This window comes from Dactylosporangium sp. CA-152071, from assembly GCF_050936335.1.
Classification (GTDB): Bacteria; Actinomycetota; Actinomycetes; order Mycobacteriales; family Micromonosporaceae; genus Dactylosporangium; species Dactylosporangium maewongense.
In genome coordinates this window covers 8,334,325-8,360,135 of sequence record NZ_JBNJMZ010000001.1, presented here as the reverse complement: position 1 = coordinate 8,360,135, position 25,811 = coordinate 8,334,325, and the positions used below count along the sequence as shown (strand labels likewise).

Below are 25,811 nucleotides of genomic sequence, written 5' to 3'. Positions count from 1 at the left end.
CGGCGGCCCTTCAGCGTCTCCGGCGCTTGGGCGACCCTAGGCCGCCTCTCGGCGACCAGCACCTTCTCGTCCGCAGACATCGACCACCGACTGGCCGCTGCTTCGACGTCCCTCAGCCATCACCCGGCGTCTCAGGCGCTGCCCGTGGCGGCGGCGTGCGGGACGGACCAGAGTGGCTGCTCGTGGGGGATGCGCTCCAGCACCCCGCCGGCGAACACGGTGTACAGGGGCAGGCTCCGCAGGTGCACGTAGCCGATGTGGCAGTCGCACTCCTCCTTCGGGCAGGGCGCTGCGGTGCGGCGCCAGGTGTCGTCGTACAGGTTGCCGAGCGGCTCGGGCACGAAGTGGCACCGGCGGACCGTGCCGTCGCCGAGCACGGAGATCACCTCGTCGCCGGTGCGGCACGTGCGCCCGCGGGACCGGTGCGGCCTGACGCTGTAGCCGAACAGCGGGTCGATCGCGGTCCACGCGGCCTCCTCCGCCGGCGTGTACGTGTGGCCGTCGGCGGCGTTGACCCACAGGTACACCTCGGGAGGCAGCGACGCACGCAGCGCCTTCGCGTCGGGAAGGTGCGCGGGCAGGCCGACGACGCCGACGGAGTGCCGGATGCCGTGCCGGCGCAGCGTCGCCACCTGCAGCAGGAAGCGCTCCAGGCTCGTCTGCCCGGGGTGGTACGTGCACCACAGCGCGAGCGTGTCCCGGTCGGCGTCGGCGACCCAGCCGAGCCGCCCCGCGAGGTTGGTCTGGATCGCGGCCCGCCCGACGTGCGGCAGGTGCGACAGCCGGACGAGCGCGGCCCGGTACCAGGACCGCGTCAGCCCCTCGCCCCACGGCGTGAACAGCACCTCGGTCGGCTCGGCGGGGTGCGACTCGACCCAGCCGACGAACCGGTCGAGCGCGGCCCGGTCCTCGCGCAGCAGTTCGGGTGGGTCGCGCCGCTTCGCGAACGGGCAGTACGGGCAGTCGTAGTTGCAGCTCGCGAGCGGGCCGCGGTACAGGATCTTCATCGCGGCACGTGCCCGGCCATGGCGGCGCGGACGCCTGCGGAGATGAGCCAGGGCCCGATCGCGTCGGAGTGCGCGAGCCCCTCGGCGGTGAGCCGGTGCCCGTCGAGGTGGCCGCTGTCGCGGAGCAGGCCCAGCGCCGGGAAGTCGTCGTCGACGCCGGTGCCGAACCGCGCCCGGTACGCCGCCGGCTCCACCCCCGGCGCCCGCAGCAGCGACTTGAGCAGCCAGCGGCGGCGCTGCTCGGTGCCGTCGAGCACGAACCCGACCTCGGCCACGTCGAAGTCCTCCGCCGGCCGCGCCAGGTAGTCGTCCAGAATGCCCCGGACCTGCCGGACGCTCACCGCATAGTCGAACGAATAGTGCAGTCCCGTCGTGTACGACCTGGCCCCGCACCCCAGTCCGACCATGCCGTCGTCCTGGCAGCAGTACCCGGGACCGGCGGAATCACCGATCGGCGCGGCGTCGCGGCGCCGGAACGCGCGCATCGACTGCTGCTCGTAACCCGCGTCGGCGAGCAGGTCGACGGCGTGCCGGTAGAGCCCGAGCCGCTGCGCGTCCCATTCGGGGTCGGGCGTGCCGGGGGCGCGCCGGCCGAGCCCGGTCATCGGCCGCACGTACAGCGGGTACAGGTACAGCTCCTCGGGCCGCCACGTCAGCGCCGTGCGCAGCGACGCGGTCCAGGTGGCGGCGGTCTGGCCGGGGATGCCGTAGATGAGGTCGATGTTCAGCTCGGCCGGACCGGCCGCGCGGATCGTGTCGAGGGCCCGGTCGACCTCGGCGCGACGCTGCGGCCGGCCCGCGGCGTGCGCCTCGGCGTCGAGGAAGCTCTGCACGCCGATGCTGACCCTGGTCGTGCCGCGCTCGACGAGGACCGCGAGCCGGTCGGCGGTCGCCGTGGCGGGCGACGTCTCCACCGACGTCGGCACCGCGCGCAGGTCCGCGCCGGTGGCCCGCTCGACGGTGTCGAACAGCCGGCTCAGCTCGGCCGCCGTCAGGTACGTCGGGGTCCCGCCGCCGATCGCGGCCCGGGCGTAGCTCGCGCCCGGCACGGCGGCGGCGACCCGGCCCGCCTGCCGGGCCAGCTGGTCGAGGTATGCGGTGACCTGCTCGGCGGGCGGCCGCGCCCTGGTGAACAGGTTGCAGAACCCGCACCGCATCTCACAGAACGGCACGTGGACGTAGAGGAACAGCGCGTCCGTCGCCTCCGCCGCCCACACGTCGGCGAGCGCCGGCCGGGGACGCAGCGGCCGGTATGCGGTCTTGTGCGGGTACGCGTACAGGTACCCCTGATACGGAGATCCGAGCATCACCACTCCCCCGGCTCGAGCGTGAACTCGGCGTACGGCACCGTCCACACCACCTCGTGCGCGAAGCGGTGCCCGATGTGCCCGTCCTCGCCGTACGCCGTGCCGTGGTCGCTGCACATGATCACGTGGCACGGCCGCCCGCGGGACGTGACCAGCGCGAACAGCGCCGGCAGGTGCCGGTCGACGTATGCCAGCGCCGCCCCGTGCGACGCCACCGTGTCCTCGGCGGCGCCGGGCAGGTAGTGCCGGTTGGGCTGATGCATGGCGGCGACGTTGACGAACGTGAACAGCGGCCCGTCATCGGGCAGCACCGTCTTGAGCCGCTCGAGCTGCGCCTCGAAGCAGCCCGGGTTGGTGACCCCGAAGTCCCGCGTCCAGTGCGCCTCGTCGAAGAGCCCCGGCAGCACCCCGCCCTGCGCCGACGTCATCGCGAAGAAGCCCACGCCGCCGACGCAGATGGTGTGGTACCCCGCGGCCCGCAACCCGGTGACGACATCACCCTCGTCGAACTCCCACGTGTCCTCGCCGACCGTCGTGCTGCCCGGGAAGCGCGCCGCGAACGGCCGCTCGTGCGGCCCCGGCGTCACCGGTGTCGGCAGGAACCCGCCGAAGAACGCGTGGTGCGCCGCATACGTGAACGACGCCGGCGTGTGCCGCCGCTCCCACTCCCCACCGGGAAGCACCTTCGCCAGGTTGGGCGTCTGCCCGGCCCGCAACTGCCCGGCCGCGACGTCGTGCCGCAGCGTGTCCAACGTGACGAACAGCAGGTCATGGCTGCCGACAAACCTCTTCACCGCACGGCCCAGCTCTCCGTGACGCCTCCACGAGCAGCCGCGCCCGCCGCTGACCCACCACGGGGTGGGGTGAATGGCTTCGACGACCGGACTGCGACGGCGGGCGGCGGGACGATCGAATGCGACGGGGAAGTCAGCTCCCGCGGCAGGCGGACGACCGAGGACGACGGCAGGCACGCGGCCGGGAGACCAGCGACCACGGGCGGCGGGGCCACCGGCGGCGAGAACCGCTCCGCGACCGACGGCGACGGCGACGGCGACGGCGACGGCTGGACTGTGACAGCCTGCGTCTGCACGCCTGCCGCCGGAGACGGGGGCGGCGGGGCGGTGAAGCGGCCGGAGAGAAGGGCGTCGAGCTCGGCGGAGTACGTGTCGCGGCCGGCGACGAGCAGCCCGGGCAGCAGGTCGCCGAACGCGTTGACCTCGGCGACGGCGTGGGTGCCGTGGTCGCGGCCGAACATCAGGTCCACGCCGACGTGCAGACTGCCGGGGAAGCAGGCCGCCGCCGCCTCGCAGGTGCGCATCGCGGCCGCCCAGTGCTCCTCCCCCACGGCGGCCCGGACGCCGGGCAGGTCGCCGCGGGCGTTGCCCAGGTGCAAGTTGGTCATCGGGGACCTGCCGGTGCGCACGACGACGTGGCTGACCCGGCCGGCGACGACGAGCACCCGCAGGTCGAACACGAGCCCGTCGTGCGACGCCTTCGGCAGCCACCGCTCGACGTGCAGGCCGTCGACGGCGAGCCGGTCGACGATCGCGGCGATGGTCCGCTCGTCGGCATACCTGTGCACCCGCAGCTCGTTGTAGAGCTTGCCGCCGTCGAGAGCCGCGGAGGTGTACGCGACGACCCGCCCCCGCTCGCGAGCCCCGCCGAACCCGAGCGCGACGACCCCCGACGCCGACGACCCGTGCGGTGGCTTGACGAACACCCGCCGCCAGCCGCGCTCACGGATCTCCTGGTAGCCGGCCGCGGCGAACGCCTCGGGCACCGCCACGCCCCTGGACCGCAGCAGCGCGTGGCACCGTCGCTTGTCGAACATGACGTCGAGCTCGTCGACCGCGGTCAGCAGCGGCACGCCCGACGCCTCGACCCGGCGGGCCGCCGCGACGAGGCCGCGGTGCCAGGCGGCGAGCCCGACGATCTCGCCGTGCGCGGCCTCGCTTCCCGCGCCCCGCAGCAGCCGGTCGGTCTCGGCGTCCTCCCCCGGTGACTCCAGCCGGATCCAGCTCGACCCGTCGCCGTCGACCCGCGCGCCGGCGCAGACGTCACGCCAGCTCACGACCGTGGGCTCGGGAAGTCCCGCGGCGACGGCCGCGTCGCGGAACAGCCTGACCCGCCGGTTGCCGGGAACGCCGACGACGGTGATGGCGGTCATTCCGACACTGCCGTGTAGCGCTCGCCGTCGTCCTCCTCCTGCTGGTCGGACAGGTCGACGTCGACGCCGGGCAGCTCGGCCCGGAGCCGGTCGGCCAGCTCGGCCGAGACGAAGTGGTGGGACAGGTCGAGCCGTCGCAGGTGGGTCAGCGGCTGGCCGAGCAGGAGCGCCTCGGCGCCCCGGTCGGAGAGGATGCCGAGGGACAGGTCGAGCTCCTCGAGGCGGGGCACGACGGGCGCGCCGGCGAGCGCGGCCGCGACCTGGTCGGCGATCTCGGCGTTGCGCAGCGCGAGCCGGCGCAGCCGGGGCATGCCCGAGCCGCTGAGGACCGGCGTCAGGTCATCGACGGTGATGTCGCCGCCATACTCGCTGACCCCGAGCCACAGCTCCAGGTCGGTCAGCGCCGGCAGGTGCGAGTCGACGACGCCGCGGAGGAAGGCCGCGGGCAGGCCGCCGCTCTCCACCGCCAGCTCACGCAGGCGCATGTGCCGCACCGGCGACAGCTGCAGCCCGTCGGCGCCGCGGATGCGCAGGATCTCCAGCCCCGGGAACGCGGCGAGCAGCGGCGCCACATCGGTGTGGTTGATCCAGGAGATCTCGCACTCCTCACCGGTCATCTCGCCGATGAACAGCGCCCGCAGGTGCGGCAGGCGGGCACGGGCGGCGATGAGCAGGTGCAGGGGCGGCGCGGTGTCATACGCCTCGCCCCACTGGCCGATGACGAACGCGTGGATGGACTCGCCGCCGACGACGTCGAGGCACCGGTCGAGGGTGGAGCCGAACACCTCCTCGCTGTCCTCATAGTCCGTCTCGATCCGCCACGCGACGGCGCTGCGCGGGGTGCCAGCCCTGTCCAGCTTGTCGACGACGCCGGGCCCGAACTGCATCACCGGAAGCCCGGCGAACGTCGTGATGTGCCTCATGCGCGGGACCCTAACAGGACCCCCCGACATTTCCCGGCGACCGGCGGGGCAGCTGCGGCGCGGCGAACCGCCAACCCTGCGTGAGCAGCTCGTCGCATGCCGCGAGTGCCGTTCGCAGCCGCGTCCGGTACGTCCCGGCCAGCTCGATCCACGGGACCCGACCGGCGGCGAGCTCGGTGCGGAACCGGCCGGTCATCCACCCGCGTAGATGCTCGCCGTCACGCATCCCGTCGTCCTCGAAGGGCACGTCGTCGTCGGGGGTCAGCAGGTACAGCGCGGGCTCGCGGGCGGCGGCGCGGACCTCCGGCGAGGCGGAGCCGAGGTAGCGCTCCTCCCAGACGGCGGTGGCGAACGCGTCGGTGTCGCAGATGAGCAGCGGCCCGCCGGCCCGCGCGGCGGCGTCCTCCGCGGCGTTCTGCTCGCGCACGACGGTCAGGAAGTCCTCGCGGTCCCAGACGAGGTCCTCGACCTTGACGCCGCCGGCCATCTTCAGCTCGGTGAGGGTCCGCCCGTACTCCGGCACCCAGCGCGTGCCGGCGAACGCTCCGCCGCGCAGTCTGAGCTGGGCGGCGAGCGCCCGCGCGAGGGTGGTGGTGCCGGTCGACTCGGCACCGACGACGACCACCCGCCGGGCCAGCCAGCCGCGTACGGGAGGGGCCAGGAACGCCCAGTTGGCCACCGGATCGGCGCGGACGGCCGTGCCCGAGACCGGCACACCGCCCCTCGACGGGTCGACCGGGACGTGCCGCGCGTCGAACCGTCGGGCGAGCTCATCGCCGTACAACTCGGATGAAAAAACCAGGTCGACCTGCACCGGACCGACGGCCCCGCGGAAGACCTCGTAGTGCGCCTGCCAGATGTCGGGGTCGTCGTAGTCGATCGGCAGGTCGCAGTACACGCCGGCGAAGCGCACGTGCGGGCTGGCCGAATGGACCTCGCGCAGCCAGTCGAGGCGGGTTTCGAGCGGGATGGACTCGGTGCTCGACGGTGCGACGACGACGGTGACGCGGTCGCATGTACGGGCAGCGGTGTCGATGAGCAGGTGGTGCCCGGCGTGCGGCGGGTAGAACTTGCCGACGACGAGGCCGTGGGTCACGCCGGCACCGTCTCGCGCCGCGGGTCGAGGGCCTGCCGCCACGCGCGCAACCCCAGGACGCACAGGGCGAGGAAGGCGAGGTAGAGCACCGCGGTGAGCCACAGGTCCTTGTACCCGTAGAGCGGCACGTAGACGACGTCGACCGCGATCCACAGCCACCAGCTCTCGACGAGCCGGCGGGTCTGTCCGTAGGTCGCGAGCAGGGAGAGAGCGGTGGTCGCGGCGTCCGGCCACGGCACGGTCGAGCTGGTGAAACGGTCGAGGTACCACCACAACGCCACGGTGAGCGACACGCCGGCGACAGCGAGTGCACCCCATTCGACGCGGGTCGTGCGACGGACTACCGTCGTGGCACCCGGACGCCACCGCCACCAGCCGTAGGCGCCGAGCACCACATAGACCACCTGAAGCCAGGCGTCGCCATAGAGGCCGACGTGCCAGAACGCGACCATGAGCAGCAGCACGTTGGCGATGCCGATGGGCCAGTTCGCGATGTGCTGCCGCACGACCAGCCAGACCGTGACCAGCCCCGTCAGGAACCCCAGCAGCTCCGCCCATGTGGTGGGGGCGCCGAAAGCGTGGAAGGCGGTGGATGTGAGCCAGTCGAGCACGATGTCCCCTACCCTGTCCGAATGGTTCTGGAAGTTGCACTCATCGACGTGCTCGCCGGTCGCGAGGACGAGTTCGCCGCCGCGTACAGCAAGGCACACACGCTGCTCGCGACCACCCCCGGCTGCCGGTCCGTGCGCATGACACGCGGCGTCGAGTCACCGACCCGGTTCGTGCTGCTGGTGGAGTGGGACTCGGTCGACGCGCACCTGGACAACTTCCGCGCCACCGACCGCTTCACGCAGTGGCGCGGGCTGCTCGGGCCGTTCTTCAACGGCGCGCCGACCGTCGAGCACTTCGTCGACGTGCCCGCCTGACCGGTCAGTCGCCGGCCTTCTTCCACACGGTGAAGTCGAGGTACGTGGTGTAGAGCTGGCCGCTGACGACGGCCTCGCCGGACCGGGGCGTGAACCAGCCGAACCGCTGGTCGCCGGTGCGGACGCAGACCTTCGTGGTGGGCAGCAGCGCGCTGAGCAGGACCCGGTCGCCCCACTGGGCGGCCGGGACCGCCGAGCAGACGGCGAGGGTCGGCGTAGCCAGGACGGGGGCGAAGGCCGCGCCGCCCACGGCGGTCAGCCCGAGCGCGCCGGCGGCCATGTCGGCGCCGGACGCCTGCTTGGCGCCGTTGTCGAAGTCGAACGTCTCGTCGGGCTGCCCCGCGAGGACGGTCATCCGCACGGTGCCGGCGCGCAGCACGTCGGTGACGGTGCCCTCCGGCACGGGGCTGGTCACGACGGCGCTCGGGTCGGGGGTGCCGGCGCTGAGCGCGGGCACGGGCGATCCGTTGGCGTCGAGGCCCGGGGACCCTGTGCCCCCCGCAGTGGCCCCGGCGGTGGCCCCGGACCCGGCCGGCGTCGTCGCCTCGGTCAGCGGGGCGGTGGCGGCACGGTTCTCACCGGTCGGCGTCTGCGTGTCGCCGGACGACTTCCGGGTGGCGAGCACCCCGCCCACCGCCGCGGCGAGGAGCACGATCAGGCCGATGACCAGGGCGGCGATCCGCCAGCGGCGGCTGTGCGCCTCCGGGGGCGGCTCGGTGGCCGCGACCGGCGGCACGTCCTGCGGTGCCTCCTGCGGCGCCCGCTGCTCTTCCTTCGGGGGAGTCGCCTGCCTGGGGACGATCGCGTAGGCCGAGGTCGGCCAGCCGGACCCGCCGTCGAGCGGCGAGTCCGACATCCAGCCACGCCGGCTGCGGGGTCGCGGCGGCGACCCGTTGACCTGGTCGTGGCTCGGCTCCGTCGGCGGATCCTGCCGTGGGGGGTGTCCCGGCTCCATGCAGCGCGTCCTTCTGGTCCTGGCGTCGGTGCAGATCGTGCACTTGCGCACGGCACTCGTGCACTCGCCCGGGCAGAGTATCGCTGACAGCCCGCGTCTCGCGCCACGGCTGATGGCGTTGATGACCCACCGTTCGGGTGCCCGCCTGCACCCGCTCGGGTCGCCTGGTCAGCGCGCCAGCATCTGCGCGACCGCGGTCGCCCCCGACGCCGCGTACCAGCCGCTGACCGCGAGTACCGCCAGCACGGCGGCGGCGGCGAAGATGCCCGCGGCCTCGGTCGTCGACCGGCGCAGCGAGCGGCCGCGGCGGTGCCGTGGTCCCTGTTCGGCCACGTCGGCGGCCGCAATGATCATGGTGATGTCACGGCGCCCCAGGCCCGGCCGGCCGATGCAGTGTCGCCCTTGTGTCATGTTCGCCCCGCTATGTCGTCTTCCTCAGCACGGAGGTTATCTCCGCAAATGCCGTTTTCCGTGCCGTACACGCCGGAGATCACCTGACCGGTGCGCGGCGGGTCCGTCCGCTCTGCTGTGATGGGCGGATGAGGATGGTGGGGCTGACCGGCGGGATCGGCGCCGGTAAGAGCGCCGTGGCGGAGCGGCTGGCCGCGCTCGGCGCCGTGATCATCGACGCGGACCGGCTGGCGCGCGAGGTCGTGGAGCCCGGCACGCCCGGCCTGGCCGCGGTCGTCGAGGCGTTCGGCGACGGCGTGCTCACCGCGGACGGCGCGCTCGACCGGGCCGCGATGGCGAGCCGGATCTTCGGCTCCGACGAGGCGCGCGCGACGCTGGAGGGCATCGTGCACCCCCTCGTCCGGGCACGGACGGCCGAGCTGGTCGCGGCCGCGCCTGACGGCGCCGTCATCGTCAACGATGTGCCGCTCCTCGTCGAGAAGCAGATGTCGCGCCTGTACGAGACGGTGGTCATCGTGTTCGCCTCGCTTCCCACGCGGCTGGACCGGCTGGTGCGGTTGCGCGGGATGACGCCCGAGGAGGCCCGGGCCCGGATCGCGGCGCAGGCGACGGACGAGCAGCGGCGGGCGGTCGCGGACGTCTCGATCGTCAACGACGGCACACCGGCCGAGCTGGACGCGGCGGTCGCGGCGGCTTGGCCCTTGATCGCCGGCGTCGCCTGACGTCTGCGCCCCTGACGCAGGGGCGCTCGCGGCGGCCGGTCGCGCGTGTCGCGCGATCCATCCACGGTGCGCTCGCCGACCGTGACGGGCCGGGGCAGCAACCTGGCGCCGGGAGGGCCGGACCGAGTAAATGGCCGGCCTGCTCTCCGGTCGGCCGCCGCGAGCGGCCTACAGCTCTACGGTAGTCCGGTGATCTTCCCCACACAATCGTCAGGTTGAATACGATCAACCACCCAGGGCGAGGAACCCGAAAGTTGTCATACCCCCCGCGTACGGTTGGGGTCATGGCGCTCGACATTCCCCGCTTGGACAACCGCTTCGAGGTGGTCAGCGAATACGTTCCGTCCGGCGACCAGCCCGCCGCCATCGAGCAGCTGGCGCGTCGCATCCGGTCCGGCGAGCGGCACTCGGTGCTGCTCGGCGCGACCGGCACCGGCAAGAGCGCGACGACCGCGTGGCTCGTCGAGCGGCTGCAGCGCCCGACGCTCGTGCTCGCCCACAACAAGACCCTCGCAGCGCAGCTGGCCACGGAGTTCCGCGGCCTCATGCCCAACAACGCGGTCGAATACTTCGTCAGCTACTACGACTACTACCAGCCCGAGGCCTACATCCCGCAGACCGACACCTACATCGAGAAGGACTCGTCGGTCAACGAGGAGGTCGAGCGGCTACGCCACTCCGCGACGATGAGCCTGCTGACCCGCCGCGACGTCATCGTGGTCGCGACCGTCTCCGCGATCTACGGTCTGGGCACGCCCGAGGAGTATCTGGACCGGGCCGCCAAGGTGACCGTCGGGCAGGAGCTCGAGCGCGACAAGCTGCTGCGGCGGCTGGTCGACATCCAGTACACGCGCAACGACCTCGCGTTCAACCGTGGCACGTTCCGGGTCCGCGGCGACACGCTGGAGATCATCCCCGCGTATGAGGAGCTCGCGATCCGGATCGAGTTCTTCGGCGACGAGATCGAGCGCCTGTCCTACCTGCACCCGCTGACCGGCGACGAGATCCGCCAGGTCGACCAGCTGATGATCTTCCCCGCGACGCACTACGGCGGTGGCCCCGAGCGCATGGAGCGGGCGATCTCGCAGATCGAGGTGGAGCTGGAGGAGCGCCTCGCCGAGCTCGACCGCGAGGGCAAGCTGCTGGAGGCCCAGCGGCTGCGCATGCGCACCACGTATGACATCGAGATGATGCGCCAGGTCGGCTTCTGCAACGGCATCGAGAACTACTCCCGCCACATCGACGGCCGCGAGGCGGGCAGCCCGCCGCACTGCCTGCTCGACTACTTCCCCGACGACTTCCTCACCGTCATCGACGAGTCGCACGCCACCGTGCCGCAGATCGGCGGCATGTATGAGGGCGACGCCTCACGGAAGCGGACGCTCGTCGAGCACGGGTTCCGGCTGCCCAGCGCCCAGGACAACCGGCCGCTGCGCTTCGACGAGTTCGAGGAGCGGGTCGGCCAGACCGTCTACCTGTCGGCGACCCCCGGCCCGTGGGAGCTCGGCCGCACGCAGGGCGAGTTCGTCGAGCAGGTCATCCGCCCGACCGGCCTCGTCGACCCGCAGGTCATCGTCAAGCCCACCAAGGGCCAGATCGACGATCTCATGCACGAGATCAACCAGCGGGTCGAGCTCGACGAGCGGGTCCTCGTCACCACCCTGACGAAGAAGATGGCCGAGGACCTCACCGACTACCTGCTGGAGCACGGCATCCGCGTGCGCTACCTGCACTCCGAGGTCGACACCCTGCGCCGCGTCGAGCTGCTGCGCGAGCTGCGGCGCGGCGAGTTCGACGTGCTCGTCGGCATCAACCTGCTCCGCGAGGGCCTCGACCTGCCCGAGGTGAGCCTGGTCGCGATCCTCGACGCCGACAAGGAAGGCTTCCTGCGCTCCGGCACCAGCCTCATCCAGACCATCGGCCGCGCCGCGCGTAACGTCTCCGGCCAGGTCCACATGTATGCGGACAAGATGACCCCGTCGATGACCCTCGCCATCGACGAGACCAACCGGCGCCGCGACAAGCAGATCGCCTACAACCTCGCCAACGGCATCGACCCCCAGCCGCTGCGCAAGAAGCTCGGCGACATCCTCGACGACATCTACCGCGAGGCCGAGGACACCGCCGGCGCCGTCGTCGGCCACGGTCCGGGCGGCGCCATCACCGTCGGCGGCGGCCGCCAGATGAGCCGCGGCAAGTCCCCCGAGAACACCCGCGCCCGCCAGAAGGGCGGCGGCACGAAGGGCACCGCCGGCGCCGCCACCCCAGCCCGCGCGGGCATGGCCCGCGCCGAGCTCGCCACCCTTATCCAGGAGCTCAACGACCAGATGCTCGGCGCTGCCCGCGAGCTGCAGTTCGAGCTCGCCGCCCGCCTCCGCGACGAGGTCTCCGAACTCAAGAAGGAACTCCGCGCCATGGACGTAGCCGGCGTCAAGTAACCATCCACCCATCCCCGCCCCCAGCACCGCGCGTGCAACGGCTCCACACCTACCGGAGCCGCTGCACGCCACGGCCTCCCAGGCCCGCACGCAGGCAGCACTCGCACCGACCAGCGCCCCCGCCCGCCCGCCGTCGTCCGTGGCGGCGGGCGGGGCCAGCCGCGGACGGGGGCCGACGGTGGGCGCGGCGGGCGGCGGGCGGCGGGCGGCGGGCGGCGGGCAACGCTCCACACCTACCGACGACACCGCCTGGTGCCACGATGTCAGGGGCGACGGTGGGCACGGCGACCATCGGCAGACAGCACGTCCGCGCCCGTTCAGAGCCGCCCCACACCACCGCCTCCGGCTACACGCGGGCAACGCTCACTCCCACCAGCGGCACCCACCCGCCGTCTTCGGCGGGCAGCACTTCGCGCCTACCGAAGCCAGCCACCTAGCGCCCTCGGCAGGCAGGCAGCACGTCCACACCTACCGGACCCGCCGCACAGCACCACCTCCGGCCGCACGCGGGCAACGCCCCACACCCACCAGCGACACCCACCCACCATCGTCGGCAGGCAGCACTTCGCGCCTACCGGAGACGCCACCCACCCGGGCGCGGACCCTGTTGCCACCGACTGCGGCTGCATGCGGGCAGCGCTCGACGCCACCGAGAGCGCCGTCCGTCTGCCGCCACCCATCGCGCCCGTCGGCCGCAACCTCGCCCAGCCGGCAATGCCGTCAACGACCGGCACGGAGCTTCCACCGCTGTCTCCGGCTGCAGCTCCACTCCCACCGCAGGCGCTGCCCACCCAGGCGTGGACCTGCCCGTCGCCATCTCCGACTGCACGCGGGCAGCACAGGGCGGGTTGGCGGTATTGCCCCCCGACTCCGCCCTCACAAGGATCCAGCTTCGTCGTTCAGTGCTGCCACACCGCCGGTGGTCTCAGAACCAGCGCAAGTCCCTCGAATGGCTAAACCTCGCCCTCGCCGGCGACTGTGGATCTGAGGCATCCGGGGTGATCACCGTCTGGGGCGATGCGCCGCCACCCCGACTCACGACTCCACACAGACGTCGATCAATGCCATAATTTGCACCTTTTGCGCCATAGATATTTCGCTATCCACCTACAAAAATGATCTCTGAATTGTGAGTGGATCGCGCAGCGTCGATGCGGGCCGACGCGCCAGCGGGTGCCCCCACGATGGCTGCAAGACCAGCGACGGCGTGGATGCACCAGGTGGCGCTCTCGTGCGCTGACCAGGTGAGGACGGCGGCTGGGAAACATCACCACGACCGCGGCGCGGGCGGCACTCACGCCACCGTGGACGCGCAGGTGAAGTCCGTACGTGGCACGGCCGAAGCGCGCCCGAATGCGCCACGCCCAAGCACAAGGCGGGGCCGAACAAAGGCCTCCCGGAGCCGACCGTGTGGTCCGCGGACAGCGCCGTGCCTGGTGGGAACGGCGGGAACGGGAGAGGCCCCGTAGCCGAATCCGGCTACGGGGCCTCTCCTATGTTCTGCGAGCCGTCAGCTCTTGCCGCCGGCCAGCTTCTCACGCAGGGCCGCAAGGGCCTCGTCCGTCGCGAGGGTGCCTGCCGGCTCCTCCGGGGCGCGAGCCGCCGTCGGGGTCGACGAGGTGACCGGGCCGCTGCTCGTCGCGCCGGCCGCGGCAGTGGCGGCGGGCTCGGCGGCGTCGGCCTGGCGGGCCGTCTGCACCTGCTTGGTGTGGGCCTCCCAGCGCTGGCGGGCCTCAGCGTACTGCTGCTCCCACGCCTCACGCTGCTTCTCGAAGCCGGCCATCCACTCGGCGGTCTCCGGGTCGAAGCCCTCCGGGTAGATGTAGTTGCCCTGCTCGTCGTACGTGGCCGACATGCCGTAGAGGGTCGGGTCGAAGTGCTCCTCGCCCTCGACGAAGCCCTCGTTGGCCTGCTTGAGCGACAGCGAGATCCGGCGACGCTCGAGGTCGATGTCGATGACCTTGACCATGACGTCGGAGCCGACCTGCACGACCTGCTCCGGGATCTCCACGTGGCGCTCGGCCAGCTCGGAGATGTGCACCAGGCCCTCGATGCCGTCGTCGACGCGGACGAACGCACCGAACGGAACGAGCTTGGTGACCTTGCCCGGGACGATCTGCTGGATCGCGTGGGTGCGCGCGAACTGGCGCCACGGGTCTTCCTGGGTCGCCTTCAGCGACAGGGAGACGCGCTCACGGTCCAGGTCGACGTCGAGCACCTCGACCTCGACCTCCTGGCCGACCTCGACAACCTCGGACGGGTGGTCGATGTGCTTCCAGGACAGCTCGGACACGTGCACCAGGCCGTCGACGCCACCGAGGTCGACGAACGCACCGAAGTTGACGATCGAGGACACGACGCCCTTGCGGACCTGGCCCTTCTGCAGCTTGTGCAGGAACTCGGTGCGCACCTCGGACTGGGTCTGCTCGAGGTAGGCCCGGCGGGACAGGACCACGTTGTTGCGGTTCTTGTCCAGCTCGATGATCTTCGCCTCGAGCTCGCGCCCCACGTACGGCTGCAGGTCGCGGACCCGGCGCATCTCGACCAGGGACGCCGGCAGGAAGCCACGGAGCCCGATGTCGAGGATGAGACCACCCTTGACCACCTCGATGACGGAGCCGCGAACGATCCCGTCGTCTTCCTTGATCTTCTCGATCGTGCCCCACGCCCGCTCGTACTGCGCGCGCTTCTTCGAGAGGATCAGACGCCCTTCCTTGTCCTCCTTCTGAAGGACCAGGGCTTCGATGTGGTCACCGACCGACACGACCTCAGCAGGGTCGACATCATGCTTGATCGACAACTCGCGCGAGGGGATGACACCCTCGGTCTTGTAGCCGATGTCGAGCAGGACCTCGTCCCGGTCGACCTTGACGACGGTGCCTTCGACGATGTCGCCGTCGTTGAAGTACTTGATGGTCTCGTCGATCGCGGCGAGGAACGCCTCATCGGACGCGAGTTCGTCGACGACCTTGTTGCTGCTGGCGCTCGAGGTGGCCTCGATGCTGCTCGTCATGTGGGTTGTTGCTCCGGTCGGTGGGTGACTTCGGTGGACCTGCGCTCCCGCGGACCATCGTCGGGGCACAACCCGCCTGTCGCAGTGCAGGATCAGTGCATTGGAAGCTCAGGATGTGTCAGACGATCGTGAGCCTGCTCCATGCCGAGGCGCACAACCCACGAGTGCACCGATCAGCCTACCCTGCGCAATACCACATGGTCCAACCCTCCCCCAGACCCGATCCGCCGACTTTTGCGGGGCCTACCGTTGCAGTCCATGGAAACGTCACCAGACGCAGGCGTCACACGACGCGCAGTGAACCCAGCCGAGAGCCGCCGCGCGAGCCGGGGCTGGTGGGACGCTGACGCCGACGCCTACCAGGCCGAACACGGCGCGTTCCTCGGTGACGCCGACTTCGTCTGGTGCCCGGAAGGCCTGCGCGAGGCCGACGCCCGGCTGCTCGGCGACGTCACCGGCAAGGACGTCCTGGAGATCGGCTGCGGCGCGGCATCGTGCTCGCGCTGGCTGCACACCCAGGACGCGCGGGTCATCGCCAGCGACCTGTCGGCCGGCATGCTGCGGCACGCCGCCGCCGGAAACACCCGATCGGGTGTAAAAGTGCCGCTCCTGCAGGCCGACGCCACGGCCCTGCCGTTCGCCGAAGGCGTATTCGACATCGTGTGCACCGCGTTCGGCGCCGTGCCGTTCGTCGCTGACTCCGGTCGCGTCATGCGGGAGGTGTACCGCGTGCTGCGCCCCGGTGGCCGCTGGGCCTTCTCGATCACCCATCCGATGCGGTGGGTGTTCCTGGACGACCCGGGCGAGGGCGGCCTGGTCGCGGTGCACTCCTACTTCGACCGCCGCGCCTACGTCGAGGAGGACGAGGCGCACGTCCCGACGTACGTCGAGCAGCACCGCACCCTCGGCGACCGCATCCGCGAGCTCGTCACGGCCGGCTTCGTCCTCAACGACCTCATCGAGCCCGAGTGGCCAGACGACCACAAGGGCACCTGGGGCCAGTGGAGCCCCCTGCGCGGCAAGATCTTCCCCGGCACCGCCATCTTCATCGCCACCAAGCCGACCTGACCGCGCCTCGGCCGCGCCACCGCGCCAGCAGTCCGCGAGTCGGTCCAACCCCACAAAATGCTGATATTTCCGGTTTAGCGGGCGCGGAGCGCCTGATAAACCGGAAAGAAAGGTCCCACGCGAGCGCAAGCGCCGTGGAACCGGAAGAGAGGACCCGTCGAAATCGGCGTAAGACGGGTATTCGGGAGGACGAGGGCGCCGAGCGGTCCACCGTACGGGCGAAGGCGGCGAGCGGAACGACGGAGGGCGCACGTGGACCGCGATCCGCCCGTTGGTGGAACGTGGAAAGTCGAGGAGGTAGGGCGACCGACCGCCTCGTCGTCCACGGGGCGTGGAGGAGCCGGGCGTTGACCGGCCCGGTCATACCGAGCCGCTCAGCGACCGAACAGCCAAGTCGAGCCGGCAGTCCAGCAGCCGAGCTGAGCCGTCGAGCCAGGCAGCCGACCAAAGCCGCCGAACCGGAGGCACGCGAGCAGGCGAGCACGACGGCGGAGCGGCTCGGTGCCGGTGTCGGCCCGTAGACGGGGCGACACCGGCGGTGCGAGACGACGCGATCAGAGGTCAGAGGTCAGGGGCCAGTGGGACAGCGGTCAGTGGACGGGGATCAGTGATCGGCGGCGTTCCAGTCGCGGCCTGAGCCGACCGAGACGCCCAGCGGGACGTCCAAGGGGTAGGCCTCGCCCATCTGCTGGCGGACGAGGGCCTCGACGGCGTCGTGCTCGCCTGGGGCGACCTCGAACACCAGCTCGTCGTGGACCTGCAGGAGCATGCGGGACCGCAGGCCGGCCTCGCGCAGGGCTGCGTCCACGTGGAGCATGGCGACCTTGATGATGTCGGCGGCGGAGCCCTGGATGGGGGCGTTGAGGGCCATGCGCTCGGCCATCTCGCGCCGCTGGCGGTTGTCGCTGTTGAGGTCGGGCAGGTAGCGGCGGCGGCCGAGGACGGTCTCGGTGTAGCCGTCGCGGCGGGCCTGGACGACGATCTGGCGCAGGTAGTCGCGGACGCCGCCGAACGTGGCGAAATACTCCTCCATGAGGACCGTGGCCTCGGCGGGGGTGATGCCGAGCTGCGAGGCGAGACCGTACGAGGACAGGCCGTAGGCGAGGCCGTAGTTCATGGCCTTGATCTTGCGGCGCTGGTCGGGGACGACCTCGTCGGCGGGGATCGAGAAGACCGACGAGGCGGTCGCGGCGTGGAAGTCGAAGCCCGAGTTGAAGGCCTCGATCAACGCCTCGTCCTTCGACAGGTGGGCCATGATCCGCATCTCGATCTGGCTGTAGTCGGCGGTGAGGAGGGACTCGAAGCCTTCGCCGACGATGAAGGCGCGGCGGATCTGCCGGCCGTCCTCGGTGCGGATGGGGATGTTCTGCAGGTTGGGGTCGGTGCTGGAGAGCCGGCCGGTGGCCGCGACGGTCTGGTAGTAGGTGGTGTGGATGCGGCCGTCGTCGCTGACCGACTTGAGCAGGCCGTCGACGGTGGTCTTGAGCTTGGCCCAGTCGCGGTGGCTCAGCAGGTGCGCCAGCAGCGGGTGCTCGGTCTGCTTGTGCAGATTCTGCAGTGCCTCGGCGTCGGTGGTGTAGCCGGTCTTGATGCGCTTGGTCTTCGGCAGGCCGAGCTCGTTGAACAGGATCTCCTGCAGCTGCTTGGGCGAGCCGAGGTTGAACTCCCGGCCGATCACCTCATAGGCGCCCTGCGCCGCGGCCTTGACGTTGCTGGCGAACTTCGACTCCAGCTCGCTGAGATAGTCGGTGTCGGCGGCGATGCCGACCCGCTCCATCTCCGCGAGCACGGTGACCAGCGGCAGCTCGACCTCGGCGAGCAGGCGGGCGGAGGAGTCGCCGTCGCGCCGCAGCTCCTCGGCGATCGCGTCGGCGAGGTCGAGGGTGGCGCGGGCGCGGAGCATCAGATTCTCCTCCGCCTCTCCCGTGTTGCCACCCAGGCCGTCCAGGGCGAGCTGGCCGGTGTCGGGGGCGTCGACCCGCAGCTCGCGCTTGAGGTAGCGCAGCGCCAGGTCGTTGAGGTCGTAGGAGCGCTGGTCGGGGCGGGCCAGATAGGCCTCGAGCGCGGTGTCGCTGGCGACGCCCTCGAGCGCCCAGCCCCGGGCGCCGAACGCGAGCCGGGCCGGCTTCACGTCGTGCAGCACCTTGAGCCGGTCGGCGGCGGCGAGCCACTCCCCCACGGCCGCGTCGTCGGCGGCGTCGAGCTCGGTCGGGTCGAACCAGGCGGCCGGGCCGCCGGCGACGGCGAGGCCGATGCCGGTGACCTCGCCGGTGCCGCGGCCGAACTTGCCGGCGACGGCGACGCCGACGCGGGTGCCGGCCGGCGCGTGCTCGGTGAGCCAGGCGCCGACGCCCTCGCGCAGGACCGTGCCGGACAGGTCGAAGCCGCTCTCCGCCTCGGGCTCCACGGCGTCGAGATACTGGTAGAGCCGGTCGCGCAGGATACGGAACTCCAGGGCGTCGAAGACCTGGTGGACGGCCTCTCGGTCCCAGCCGCGCCAGTGCAGCTCGTCGGGGGTGATCGGCAGCTCGAGGTCGTCGACGAGCCCGTTGAGCTCATAGTTGCGCATGACGTCGGCGAGGTGGGCGCGCACATTCTCGCCCGCCTTGCCCTTGATCTCGTCGACCCTGGCGATGATCCCGTCGAGGTCGCCGAACTGCAGGATCCACTTGGCGGCGGTCTTGTCGCCGACGCCGGGGACGCCGGGGAGGTTGTCGCTGTCCTCGCCGACGAGCGCCGCCTTCGCCCGGTAGAGCGACGGCGGGATGCCATAGCGCTCCTCGACCTTGGCCGGCGTCATGCGGTCCATCTCGGAGACGCCGCGCTTGAGATAGAGCACCGTCACGAGGTCGGTGACCAGCTGGAAGGCGTCGCGGTCGCCGGTGATGATCGAGGTGGGGATGCCCTGCGCGGCGGCCTCCCGGGCGAGGGTGGCGATCACGTCGTCGGCCTCGTAACCCGGCTTCTCGATGAAGGGGATCCGCAACGCGTTGAGGACCTCCTTGATCAGGTCGAGCTGGCCGGAGAACTCCGGCCGGGTCGTCGAGCGGTTGGCCTTGTATTCCGCATACTTCTCCAGGCGGAAGGTCTGGCGCGACACATCGAAGGCGACCGCCACATGCGTGGGCTTCTCGTCCCGCAACATGTTGATCAGCATCGACGTGAAGCCGAAGACGGCGTTGGTCACCTGCCCCGTCTTCGTGGAGAAGTTCTCCGCGGGGAGGGCGAAGAACGCCCGGTAGGCGAGGGAGTGCCCGTCGAGCAGCAGGAGCCTGGTGTCCTCTGTTGAACCCGTCACATCCTTGAGCCTAGTCGGGGGGTATGACAGTTCCCCGCGGAGACCCCGCGCCGTGACGCGACAAACCGATTCCCGCGACGGTTGCGAACAGGAAGATTACGACTGCGCAACTTCCTGGGGCGTGTTGCCCCGAAGGCCTAGTGCCAGCACCCGAGTTTCATTAGGTTCTGCCCCTATCAGCGTCTTGGCATCTAGGCGCAACCACGCCTACCGCGCTGTAAAAAGGAGACAGGTGATGATCCGCCCCAACCTCGCATGGCGCTCGGTCGCCGTGCTGAGCGCTGCCGTCCTGGCACTCAGTGCATGTGGTGACGATGCAGATAAGCCCAGCACCGGCGCAACCACCGGCGGTGCCGCCCCTGGCGACGGCGTTCTGAAGATCGGCACCATCCTGCCGCAGACCGGCTCGCTGGCGTTCCTCGGCCCCCCGGAGTTCGCGGGCGTCGACGTCGCGATCAAGGAGATCAACGCCAACGGTGGCGTCCTGGGCAAGCCCGTCACGATCCAGCACATGGACTCGGGCGACACCTCCACGGACATCGCCACCCAGTCGGTCAACAAGCTGCTCACGGACAAGACCGACGTCATCATCGGTGCCGCCTCGTCGTCCGTCTCGCTGTCCGTGATCGACAAGATCACCGGCGCGGGCGTGGTCCAGATCTCGCCGGCCAACACGTCGACGGCGCTGACCACCTACAACGACAAGGGTCTCTACTTCCGGACCGCCCCGCCGGACACGCTGCAGGGCCGCGTCCTCGGTGACCTGATCGTCCAGGACGGCAACGCCACCACCGGCATGCTGGTCCTCAACGACTCCTACGGCACCGGCCTCGCCGAGAACGCCAAGGCGGAGATCGAGAGCGGCGGCGGCAAGGTCGCCGTGTCGGTCACCTACGACCCGAAGGCCGCGGACTTCTCGGCCGACGTCGCGAAGATCAAGGCTGCCAACCCGGACGCCATCGCCATCATCGGCTTCGACGAGACCAAGAAGATCGTCCCCAAGCTGATCGAGGCCGGTCTCAAGACCAAGAAGTGGTACTTCGTCGACGGCAACATCGCCGACTACTCGAAGGACTTCGCCCCCGGCACGCTGAAGGGCTTCAAGGGCACCCAGCCCGGCGCCGCGACCAAGGACGACTTCAAGAAGCGCGCCCTTGAGATCAACAAGGACCTGAAGGACTGGAACTACGCCGTCGAGTCCTACGACGCCACCATCCTCGCGGCCCTCGCGGCCCTCGAGGCCGGCAGCGACAACCCGGCCGAGATCGCGAAGCACCTGATCACCGTCTCCAAGGGCGGCGAGAAGTGCACGGACTTCAAGTCCTGCGCCGACCTGATCAAGCAGAAGAAGGACATCGACTTCGACGGCCTGAGCGGCCCGATCTCCTTCAACGACGCCGGCGACCCGGCCGAGGCCACCATCGGTGTCTACACCTACGACGAGAACAACAAGCTCACGTCGGACGTGAAGTACCAGACCGGCAAGATCTGATCTGAATAAAGCGAAAGGGCCTCACCGCGGAAGCGGTGGGGCCCTTTTCCATGCGTGCGCCACAACAAAGAATCCCGCGCCTGCCGGAGAACAAACCGGCAGGCGCGGGAATCCAAAAACGATGGTTCAGGCGCGGGCGAGCGTACCCAGGTACAACTCGATCACCCGCGGGTCGTTGATCAGATCCTGACCGGACGCCGTGTAGGCATTGCGGCCCTGATCGAGGACGTATCCCCGGTCGCAGATCTGCAGGCAACGGCGGGCGTTCTGCTCGACCATCACGACCGTCACACCGGTCGAGTTGATCTGCTTGGTCCGGAAGAACACCTCGTCCTGCAGCGCCGGCGAGAGACCCGCTGAGGGCTCGTCGAGCAGCAGCACGGTCGGCTCCATCATGAGCGCCCGGGCCATGGCGACCATCTGCCGCTCACCGCCGGACATGAGCCCCGCCCGCTGCTTGCGCCGCTCGGCCAGGGTCGGGAAGAGCTGCGTCACGAAGTCGAAGCGCTCCTTGAAGCGCTTCGGCTTCAGGAACGTGCCCATCTGCAGGTTCTCTTCGATGGTGAGGGCCGCGAAGACGTTGTTGGTCTGGGGCACGAAGCCGATGCCCCGCTCCACCAGCGCGTGCGCCTTCATGTTGGTGATGTGCTCCCCGCGCAGGGTCACGGCCCCCGAGCGGATGTTGACCAGGCCGAACATGGCTTTCAGGAGGGTCGACTTGCCGGCGCCGTTGGGGCCGATGATGCCCACGAGCTCGCCGTCGTGCACGTACAGGTCAGCGCCGTTGAGGATGTTGACGCCGGGCAGGTAGCCCGCGACGACGTCGTCGGCCCGCAGGACCGCCCCGTCGGCGTGTGCCAGGTGGTCGCCGCGGTCGACGATCTCGTTGCTGGCGACCGGGGCGTCGTCCTCGATCGGAACGGTCATGCCGGTCCCCCCTTCGGGTCTTCTTCAGGAGAAACAGAAAGCTCGTCGACGGCGCCGATCAGGGTCACCTCGCCGTCGGATTCGTCCAGCGTAGAGGCGTCCACCTCCTCGCCGCCGACGGTCTTGACCGCGCCGTCGTGGTGCGCGCCCAGGTAGGCGTCGATCACGCGCGGGTCGGCCATGACCTTGTCCGGGGTGCCCTCGGCGATGACGCCGCCCTGCCCCATGACGATGATCCAGTCGCTGATGTCGTGGACCATGTCCATGTCGTGCTCGACGAAGAGCACGGTCATCCCGTCCTCACGCAGCTGCTTGACGTGGCCGAGCAGCGACTGCGTCAGCGCCGGGTTGACCCCGGCCATCGGCTCGTCGAGCATGACCATCTCCGGCTGCACCATGAGCGCCCGGGCCATCTCCAGGAGCTTGCGCTGGCCGCCGGAGAGGCTGCCGGCGAAGTCGTCCCTCTTGGCGATGAGCTTGAACCGGGTGAGCAGGTCCTCGGCGCGGGCGGTGATCTCGGCTTCCTGCTGTTTCCAGGTGCCGGGCAGCAGCGCGCGCCAGAAGCTCTCGCCGCGCTGCCCGGTGGCGCCGAGCCGCATGTTGTCGATGACCTTGAGCTTGGACAGGGCCTTCGTGAGCTGGAAGGTGCGGACCATGCCGGCCCGCGCGACCTTGTGCGCCGCCACGCCGGACAGCGACTTGCCGTTGAACGTCCACGAGCCCTCGTCGGGCGCGTCGAAGCCGGTGAGCAGGTTGAAGAAGGTCGTCTTGCCGGCACCGTTGGGGCCGATGAGGGCCGTGATCGAGCCGCGCTGGATCTCGACGTGCTTCACGTCGACGGCGGTGAGGCCGCCGAAGCGGCGCACCACGTTGTCGGCGACGAGGATCGGGTCCGGTTTCGGGACGCCGGGCTCGCACGGCAGTCCGGCCAGGGCCTGCACGGCTCGCGCCCGAGCGGCCCGGTCGGGCTTGTTCTCAACGTCCATCGAGCATGACCTCCCTCTTGTCGCCGAAGATGCCCTGCGGCCGGTAGATCAGCAGCAGGATGAGGCCGAGACCGACCAGGATGTACCGGACGGAGCCGGCCTGCGAGGTGGTCATGAACCACTCCGGGAAGACCTTGTTGTTGGAGGCCTCGCTCAGGGCCGAGTCGATGAAGACCAGCAGGACCCAGAAGATCATCGAGCCGACGACCGGGCCGAAGACCCGGGCCGCGCCGCCGAGGATCACGATGGTGTACGCGAAGAACGTGAACTCCGTGCCGTACGTGTCCGGCTGGACCGCCGCCCGGTCGAGGGCGAAGACGAAACCGCCGAGGGCGCCGATGACGCCGCCGAGGACCAGCGACTGCATCTTGTACGAGAAGACGTTCTTGCCGAGGCTGCGCACGGCGTCCTCGTCCTCCCGGATGGCCTTGAGCACGCGGCCCCACGGGCTGCTCATGAGCAGCCAGACCACGAGGCAGCTGAGCAGCACCAGGGTCCAGCCGACGACCAGGATCCACAGCTCACGGTCGGTGAACGTGATGAGCCCGAGGTCGATGCCCTTGGTGCCGGCGAACGGGTTGAGCTCGTAGAAGTCCTGCGAGAAGCTCTGCAGGCCGTCGGAGGCACCCGTCCACTTGCGCAGGTCGGTGGCGCGGTAGAAGAGCCGGATGATCTCGGCCGCGGCGATCGTGACGATGGCCAGATAGTCGGCGCGCAGTCGCAGCGTCGGGATACCGAGCAGCAGCGCGAGGACCACCGCCGCGAGCAGGCCGATGAGGACGCCGAGCCACAGCGGCAGCCCGAAGGTCGCCACCGTGATCGCGATGCCGTAGGCACCGACGCCGAGGAAGGCGGACTGGCCGAAGTTGAGCAGGCCAGTGTAGCCGAAGTGGACGTTGAGTCCGATGGCCGCGAGGGCGTACGCAATAGCGGTGGACCCGATGATCGCTTCCAGCGACACGCTGAAGATGCTTTCCCAGTTCATCGTCGTCCCCTCAGCCGATCCGGGCCCGGCGGCCGAGGATGCCCTGCGGCCGGAAGAGCAGGATCACGATCAGCACCCCGAGGGCGCCCACAGACTTCAGCTCGGTCGGGATCCACAGCGTGGAGAGCTGGATGAACAACCCGATGACGAGGCTGCCGAGCAGCGCGCCCCAGGCCGTGCCGAAGCCACCGAGGGTGACCGCGGCGAAGATGAGCAGGAGGATCTGGAAGCCCATCTGGAAGCCCACGCCCTGGAAGGCGCCGAGGATCACGCCGCTGAGCGCGGCGAGGGCGCCGCCGATCGTCCACACGAGGCGGATGATGCGGTCGACGTTGATGCCGGACGCGGCGGCCAGGGCCGGGTTGTCGGCGACGGCGCGGGTGGCCTTGCCGAGCCGGGTGCCGACCAGCGCGAAGGACACCGCGGCGAGGACGACGAGGGCGATGCCGTCGGCGATCAGGTTCTTCGGCGCGATCAGGAAGGGCCCGTACTGCACGCCCGCCTGGGCGTTGTAGTCGGCGAAGTTGCGCGACTCACCGCCGAAGAAGTACAGGAAGACGTACCTGATCAGCAGCGACAGGCCGATCGAGATGATCATCATGGTGACCAGGTTGGTGCGGCGCTTGCGCAGCCAGCCCCAGAACGCGCGGTCCTGGAAGTAGCCCAGGGCGGCGCCGATGGCCACCGAGATGATGCCGGACAGCACCAGCGGCATCCCGATCGTCACGTTGAACAGGAACGTGATGAGGCCACCCAGCGTGACCATCTCGCCGTGGGCGAAGTTGGTCAGGCCGGTGGTGCCGAAGATCAGCGAGATGCCGAGCGCCGCCAGGGCGATGATCAGCGCGAAGTGCAGGCCGGAGTACAGCAGGTCGGCGACGCGGTCGAACGACGACGGCCCCTCGGTCTTGGTGCCGGGCTGGTTGTTGCCACTGCCGCCGGTCGTGCCGGCCGCGCCGAGCGGGAACAGCACGTTGCGCAGCTGCCCGTCCGCCACGGTGACGGTGGGCAGCACGGGCCGGTTGTTGGTGAGCCCGACCCCGGAGGGCAGCGACGCTACATCGAGTTCCACCTTGTAGGTGCCCGGACCGGTTACGGGAATACTCCACTTGCCCTGCTCGTCGGATGTGGCCTCACCGGCGGGCGCGCCGTCCTGGGTAGACGCCTTGATCTTGACACCGGCGACCGGAGCGCCGTTGTTGGTCAACGTCCCCTGCAGTGCTTCCCCTTCGGCCCACGCGCTTGTGGCGCCTAGACCGAAGGAGAGCATCACGCAGGCCAGGAAGGCCGTGAGCATGATCACGGCTCTACGCAATGGTGCTCCTCGAATAACAGATGGCAGCAATCGTCCCGACCCTCGGGACTGGCGGATCATAGCCCGCCCCAGAAGCCGATTGCGGTCCGTTACCAAGCCGTTATTCGACCCTGAGCACTACGTGCGCAGACACGCCCTGCGCAGGTAAAAGGTCAGGACTCAGGGGTTACCGTGCTGTTACCGGTGGCGGTTTCCGCGATGATCCGATCCGCCACTTCGCGCATGGTCATTCGATGATCCATCGCGGTGCGCTGAATCCATTTGAACGCCTGCGGCTCGTTCATCGAGTAGGTCGCCATGAGCTGACCCTTGGCGCGCTCGACGACTTTGCGGGTCTCGAGCCGGTCGGTCAGCGTGGCGACCTCCTGCTCGAGCACGGCCAGCTCGGCGAACCGCGACACGGCGATCTCCACCGCCGGCACCAGGTCGCTCTTCTGGAACGGCTTCACCAGGTAGGCCATCGCGCCGGCGGCGCGGGCGCGCTCGACCAGGTCCCGCTGGCTGAACGCGGTGAGGATGACGACCGGCGCGAGGCGCGCGCCGGCGATCTTCTCCGCGGCGGCCAGCCCGTCCATGATCGGCATCTTGATGTCCATGATGACCAGGTCGGGCTTGAGCTCCTCGGCGAGGCGGACGGCCGTCTCGCCGTCGCCGGCCTCGCCGACCACGTCGTAGCCCTCCTCGACGAGCATCTCCCGGAGGTCGAGACGGATGAGCGCCTCGTCTTCCGCGATGAGCACCCGACGGCTCTGTGCCTCGGCCACGCGCAACTCCC

General features: G+C 70.3%; 20 protein-coding genes and 1 pseudogene. 5 read left to right on the top strand and 16 right to left on the bottom strand.

All coding sequences use genetic code 11. The features are described from left to right. Positions 1-131: 131 nt before the first annotated feature. From ACQEVZ_RS37725 to pnuC, 7 genes are read right to left on the bottom strand one after another with little or no spacing between them, the layout of a single operon-like run. Positions 132-1,007: an STM4011 family radical SAM protein gene (locus tag ACQEVZ_RS37725; protein ID WP_433375523.1), complete on the bottom strand. Its 876-nt coding sequence runs from the start codon at positions 1,005-1,007 to the stop codon at positions 132-134. Then, positions 1,004-2,314 (bottom strand): STM4012 family radical SAM protein, encoded by a 1,311-nt coding sequence (locus ACQEVZ_RS37720; protein WP_433375520.1) that lies wholly within the window; start codon positions 2,312-2,314, stop codon positions 1,004-1,006. The genes ACQEVZ_RS37725 and ACQEVZ_RS37720 overlap by 4 nt, the downstream gene beginning before the upstream one ends. Then, the gene (locus ACQEVZ_RS37715) at positions 2,314-3,108 is read right to left on the bottom strand and encodes an STM4013/SEN3800 family hydrolase (protein ID WP_433375517.1); all 795 of its coding nucleotides are present in this window, start codon (positions 3,106-3,108) and stop codon (positions 2,314-2,316) included. The genes ACQEVZ_RS37720 and ACQEVZ_RS37715 overlap by 1 nt, the downstream gene beginning before the upstream one ends. After that, positions 3,105-4,481 carry an STM4014 family protein gene (locus ACQEVZ_RS37710; protein WP_433375514.1) on the bottom strand — a complete coding sequence of 459 codons (1,377 nt, stop codon included), beginning with the start codon at positions 4,479-4,481 and terminating at the stop codon, positions 3,105-3,107. The genes ACQEVZ_RS37715 and ACQEVZ_RS37710 overlap by 4 nt, the downstream gene beginning before the upstream one ends. Then, the gene (locus tag ACQEVZ_RS37705; RefSeq protein WP_344503477.1) at positions 4,478-5,404 is read right to left on the bottom strand and encodes an STM4015 family protein; all 927 of its coding nucleotides are present in this window, start codon (positions 5,402-5,404) and stop codon (positions 4,478-4,480) included. Before ACQEVZ_RS37705 ends, ACQEVZ_RS37710 begins: the two co-directional genes overlap by 4 nt. 10 nt (positions 5,405-5,414) lie before the next feature. Beyond that, entirely contained in the window at positions 5,415-6,500 is a 1,086-nt protein-coding gene (locus ACQEVZ_RS37700; protein WP_433375511.1) for an AAA family ATPase, read from the bottom strand. Further along, positions 6,497-7,111 (bottom strand): nicotinamide riboside transporter PnuC, encoded by a 615-nt coding sequence (pnuC, locus tag ACQEVZ_RS37695; protein ID WP_344503475.1) that lies wholly within the window; start codon positions 7,109-7,111, stop codon positions 6,497-6,499. Before pnuC ends, ACQEVZ_RS37700 begins: the two co-directional genes overlap by 4 nt. Positions 7,112-7,132: 21 nt before the next feature. Here pnuC and ACQEVZ_RS37690 point away from each other — a divergent pair, with 21 nt between their 5' ends. Further along, positions 7,133-7,426 (top strand): antibiotic biosynthesis monooxygenase family protein, encoded by a 294-nt coding sequence (locus ACQEVZ_RS37690; RefSeq protein WP_354900622.1) that lies wholly within the window; start codon positions 7,133-7,135, stop codon positions 7,424-7,426. Positions 7,427-7,430: 4 nt separating this feature from the next. On the opposite strand, the gene ACQEVZ_RS37685 is transcribed toward ACQEVZ_RS37690, so the two are convergent. Then, positions 7,431-8,381, bottom strand: a complete 951-nt coding sequence (locus tag ACQEVZ_RS37685; RefSeq protein ID WP_433375507.1) for a hypothetical protein — start codon at positions 8,379-8,381, stop codon at positions 7,431-7,433. 168 nt (positions 8,382-8,549) lie between these two features. Next, positions 8,550-8,792 (bottom strand): hypothetical protein, encoded by a 243-nt coding sequence (locus ACQEVZ_RS37680; protein WP_344503472.1) that lies wholly within the window; start codon positions 8,790-8,792, stop codon positions 8,550-8,552. A 128-nt stretch (positions 8,793-8,920) separates the two neighbouring features. Here ACQEVZ_RS37680 and coaE point away from each other — a divergent pair. Further along, positions 8,921-9,490 (top strand): annotated as a pseudogene (coaE, locus tag ACQEVZ_RS37675) (dephospho-CoA kinase); the annotation flags it as partial. 308 nt (positions 9,491-9,798) lie between these two features. Next, entirely contained in the window at positions 9,799-11,952 is a 2,154-nt protein-coding gene (gene uvrB, locus ACQEVZ_RS37670; protein ID WP_360564796.1) for an excinuclease ABC subunit UvrB, read from the top strand. A gap of 1,510 nt (positions 11,953-13,462) precedes the next feature. On the opposite strand, the gene rpsA is transcribed toward uvrB, so the two are convergent. Then, entirely contained in the window at positions 13,463-15,061 is a 1,599-nt protein-coding gene (rpsA, locus tag ACQEVZ_RS37665) for a 30S ribosomal protein S1 (RefSeq protein WP_425552253.1), read from the bottom strand. 162 nt (positions 15,062-15,223) lie between these two features. Here rpsA and ACQEVZ_RS37660 point away from each other — a divergent pair, with 162 nt between their 5' ends. Next, a complete protein-coding gene (locus tag ACQEVZ_RS37660) occupies positions 15,224-16,033 on the top strand; it encodes a class I SAM-dependent methyltransferase (RefSeq protein ID WP_344503469.1) in 810 nt (269 codons plus the stop codon). A gap of 604 nt (positions 16,034-16,637) precedes the next feature. Here the strand turns inward: ACQEVZ_RS37660 and polA are convergent. Further along, positions 16,638-19,331 (bottom strand): DNA polymerase I, encoded by a 2,694-nt coding sequence (gene polA, locus ACQEVZ_RS37655; protein ID WP_433375502.1) that lies wholly within the window; start codon positions 19,329-19,331, stop codon positions 16,638-16,640. 235 nt (positions 19,332-19,566) lie between these two features. Between polA and ACQEVZ_RS37650 the strand changes: the two genes are divergently transcribed. Then, positions 19,567-20,823, top strand: a complete 1,257-nt coding sequence (locus ACQEVZ_RS37650; protein WP_433375499.1) for an ABC transporter substrate-binding protein — start codon at positions 19,567-19,569, stop codon at positions 20,821-20,823. A gap of 126 nt (positions 20,824-20,949) precedes the next feature. On the opposite strand, the gene ACQEVZ_RS37645 is transcribed toward ACQEVZ_RS37650, so the two are convergent. The 5 genes from ACQEVZ_RS37645 to ACQEVZ_RS37625 form a co-directional block, all read right to left on the bottom strand. Next, positions 20,950-21,750 (bottom strand): ABC transporter ATP-binding protein, encoded by an 801-nt coding sequence (locus ACQEVZ_RS37645; RefSeq protein ID WP_363399083.1) that lies wholly within the window; start codon positions 21,748-21,750, stop codon positions 20,950-20,952. Then, positions 21,747-22,736, bottom strand: coding sequence for an ABC transporter ATP-binding protein (locus tag ACQEVZ_RS37640; protein ID WP_363399081.1), 990 nt, complete (start codon positions 22,734-22,736; stop codon positions 21,747-21,749). The genes ACQEVZ_RS37645 and ACQEVZ_RS37640 overlap by 4 nt, the downstream gene beginning before the upstream one ends. Next, positions 22,726-23,721 carry a branched-chain amino acid ABC transporter permease gene (locus tag ACQEVZ_RS37635; protein WP_433375494.1) on the bottom strand — a complete coding sequence of 332 codons (996 nt, stop codon included), beginning with the start codon at positions 23,719-23,721 and terminating at the stop codon, positions 22,726-22,728. The genes ACQEVZ_RS37640 and ACQEVZ_RS37635 overlap by 11 nt, the downstream gene beginning before the upstream one ends. A 10-nt stretch (positions 23,722-23,731) precedes the next feature. Then, positions 23,732-25,036, bottom strand: a complete 1,305-nt coding sequence (locus ACQEVZ_RS37630; protein ID WP_433375491.1) for a branched-chain amino acid ABC transporter permease — start codon at positions 25,034-25,036, stop codon at positions 23,732-23,734. Positions 25,037-25,188: 152 nt separating this feature from the next. After that, a complete protein-coding gene (locus ACQEVZ_RS37625) occupies positions 25,189-25,800 on the bottom strand; it encodes an ANTAR domain-containing response regulator (RefSeq protein ID WP_344503463.1) in 612 nt (203 codons plus the stop codon). Positions 25,801-25,811: the final 11 nt, after the last annotated feature.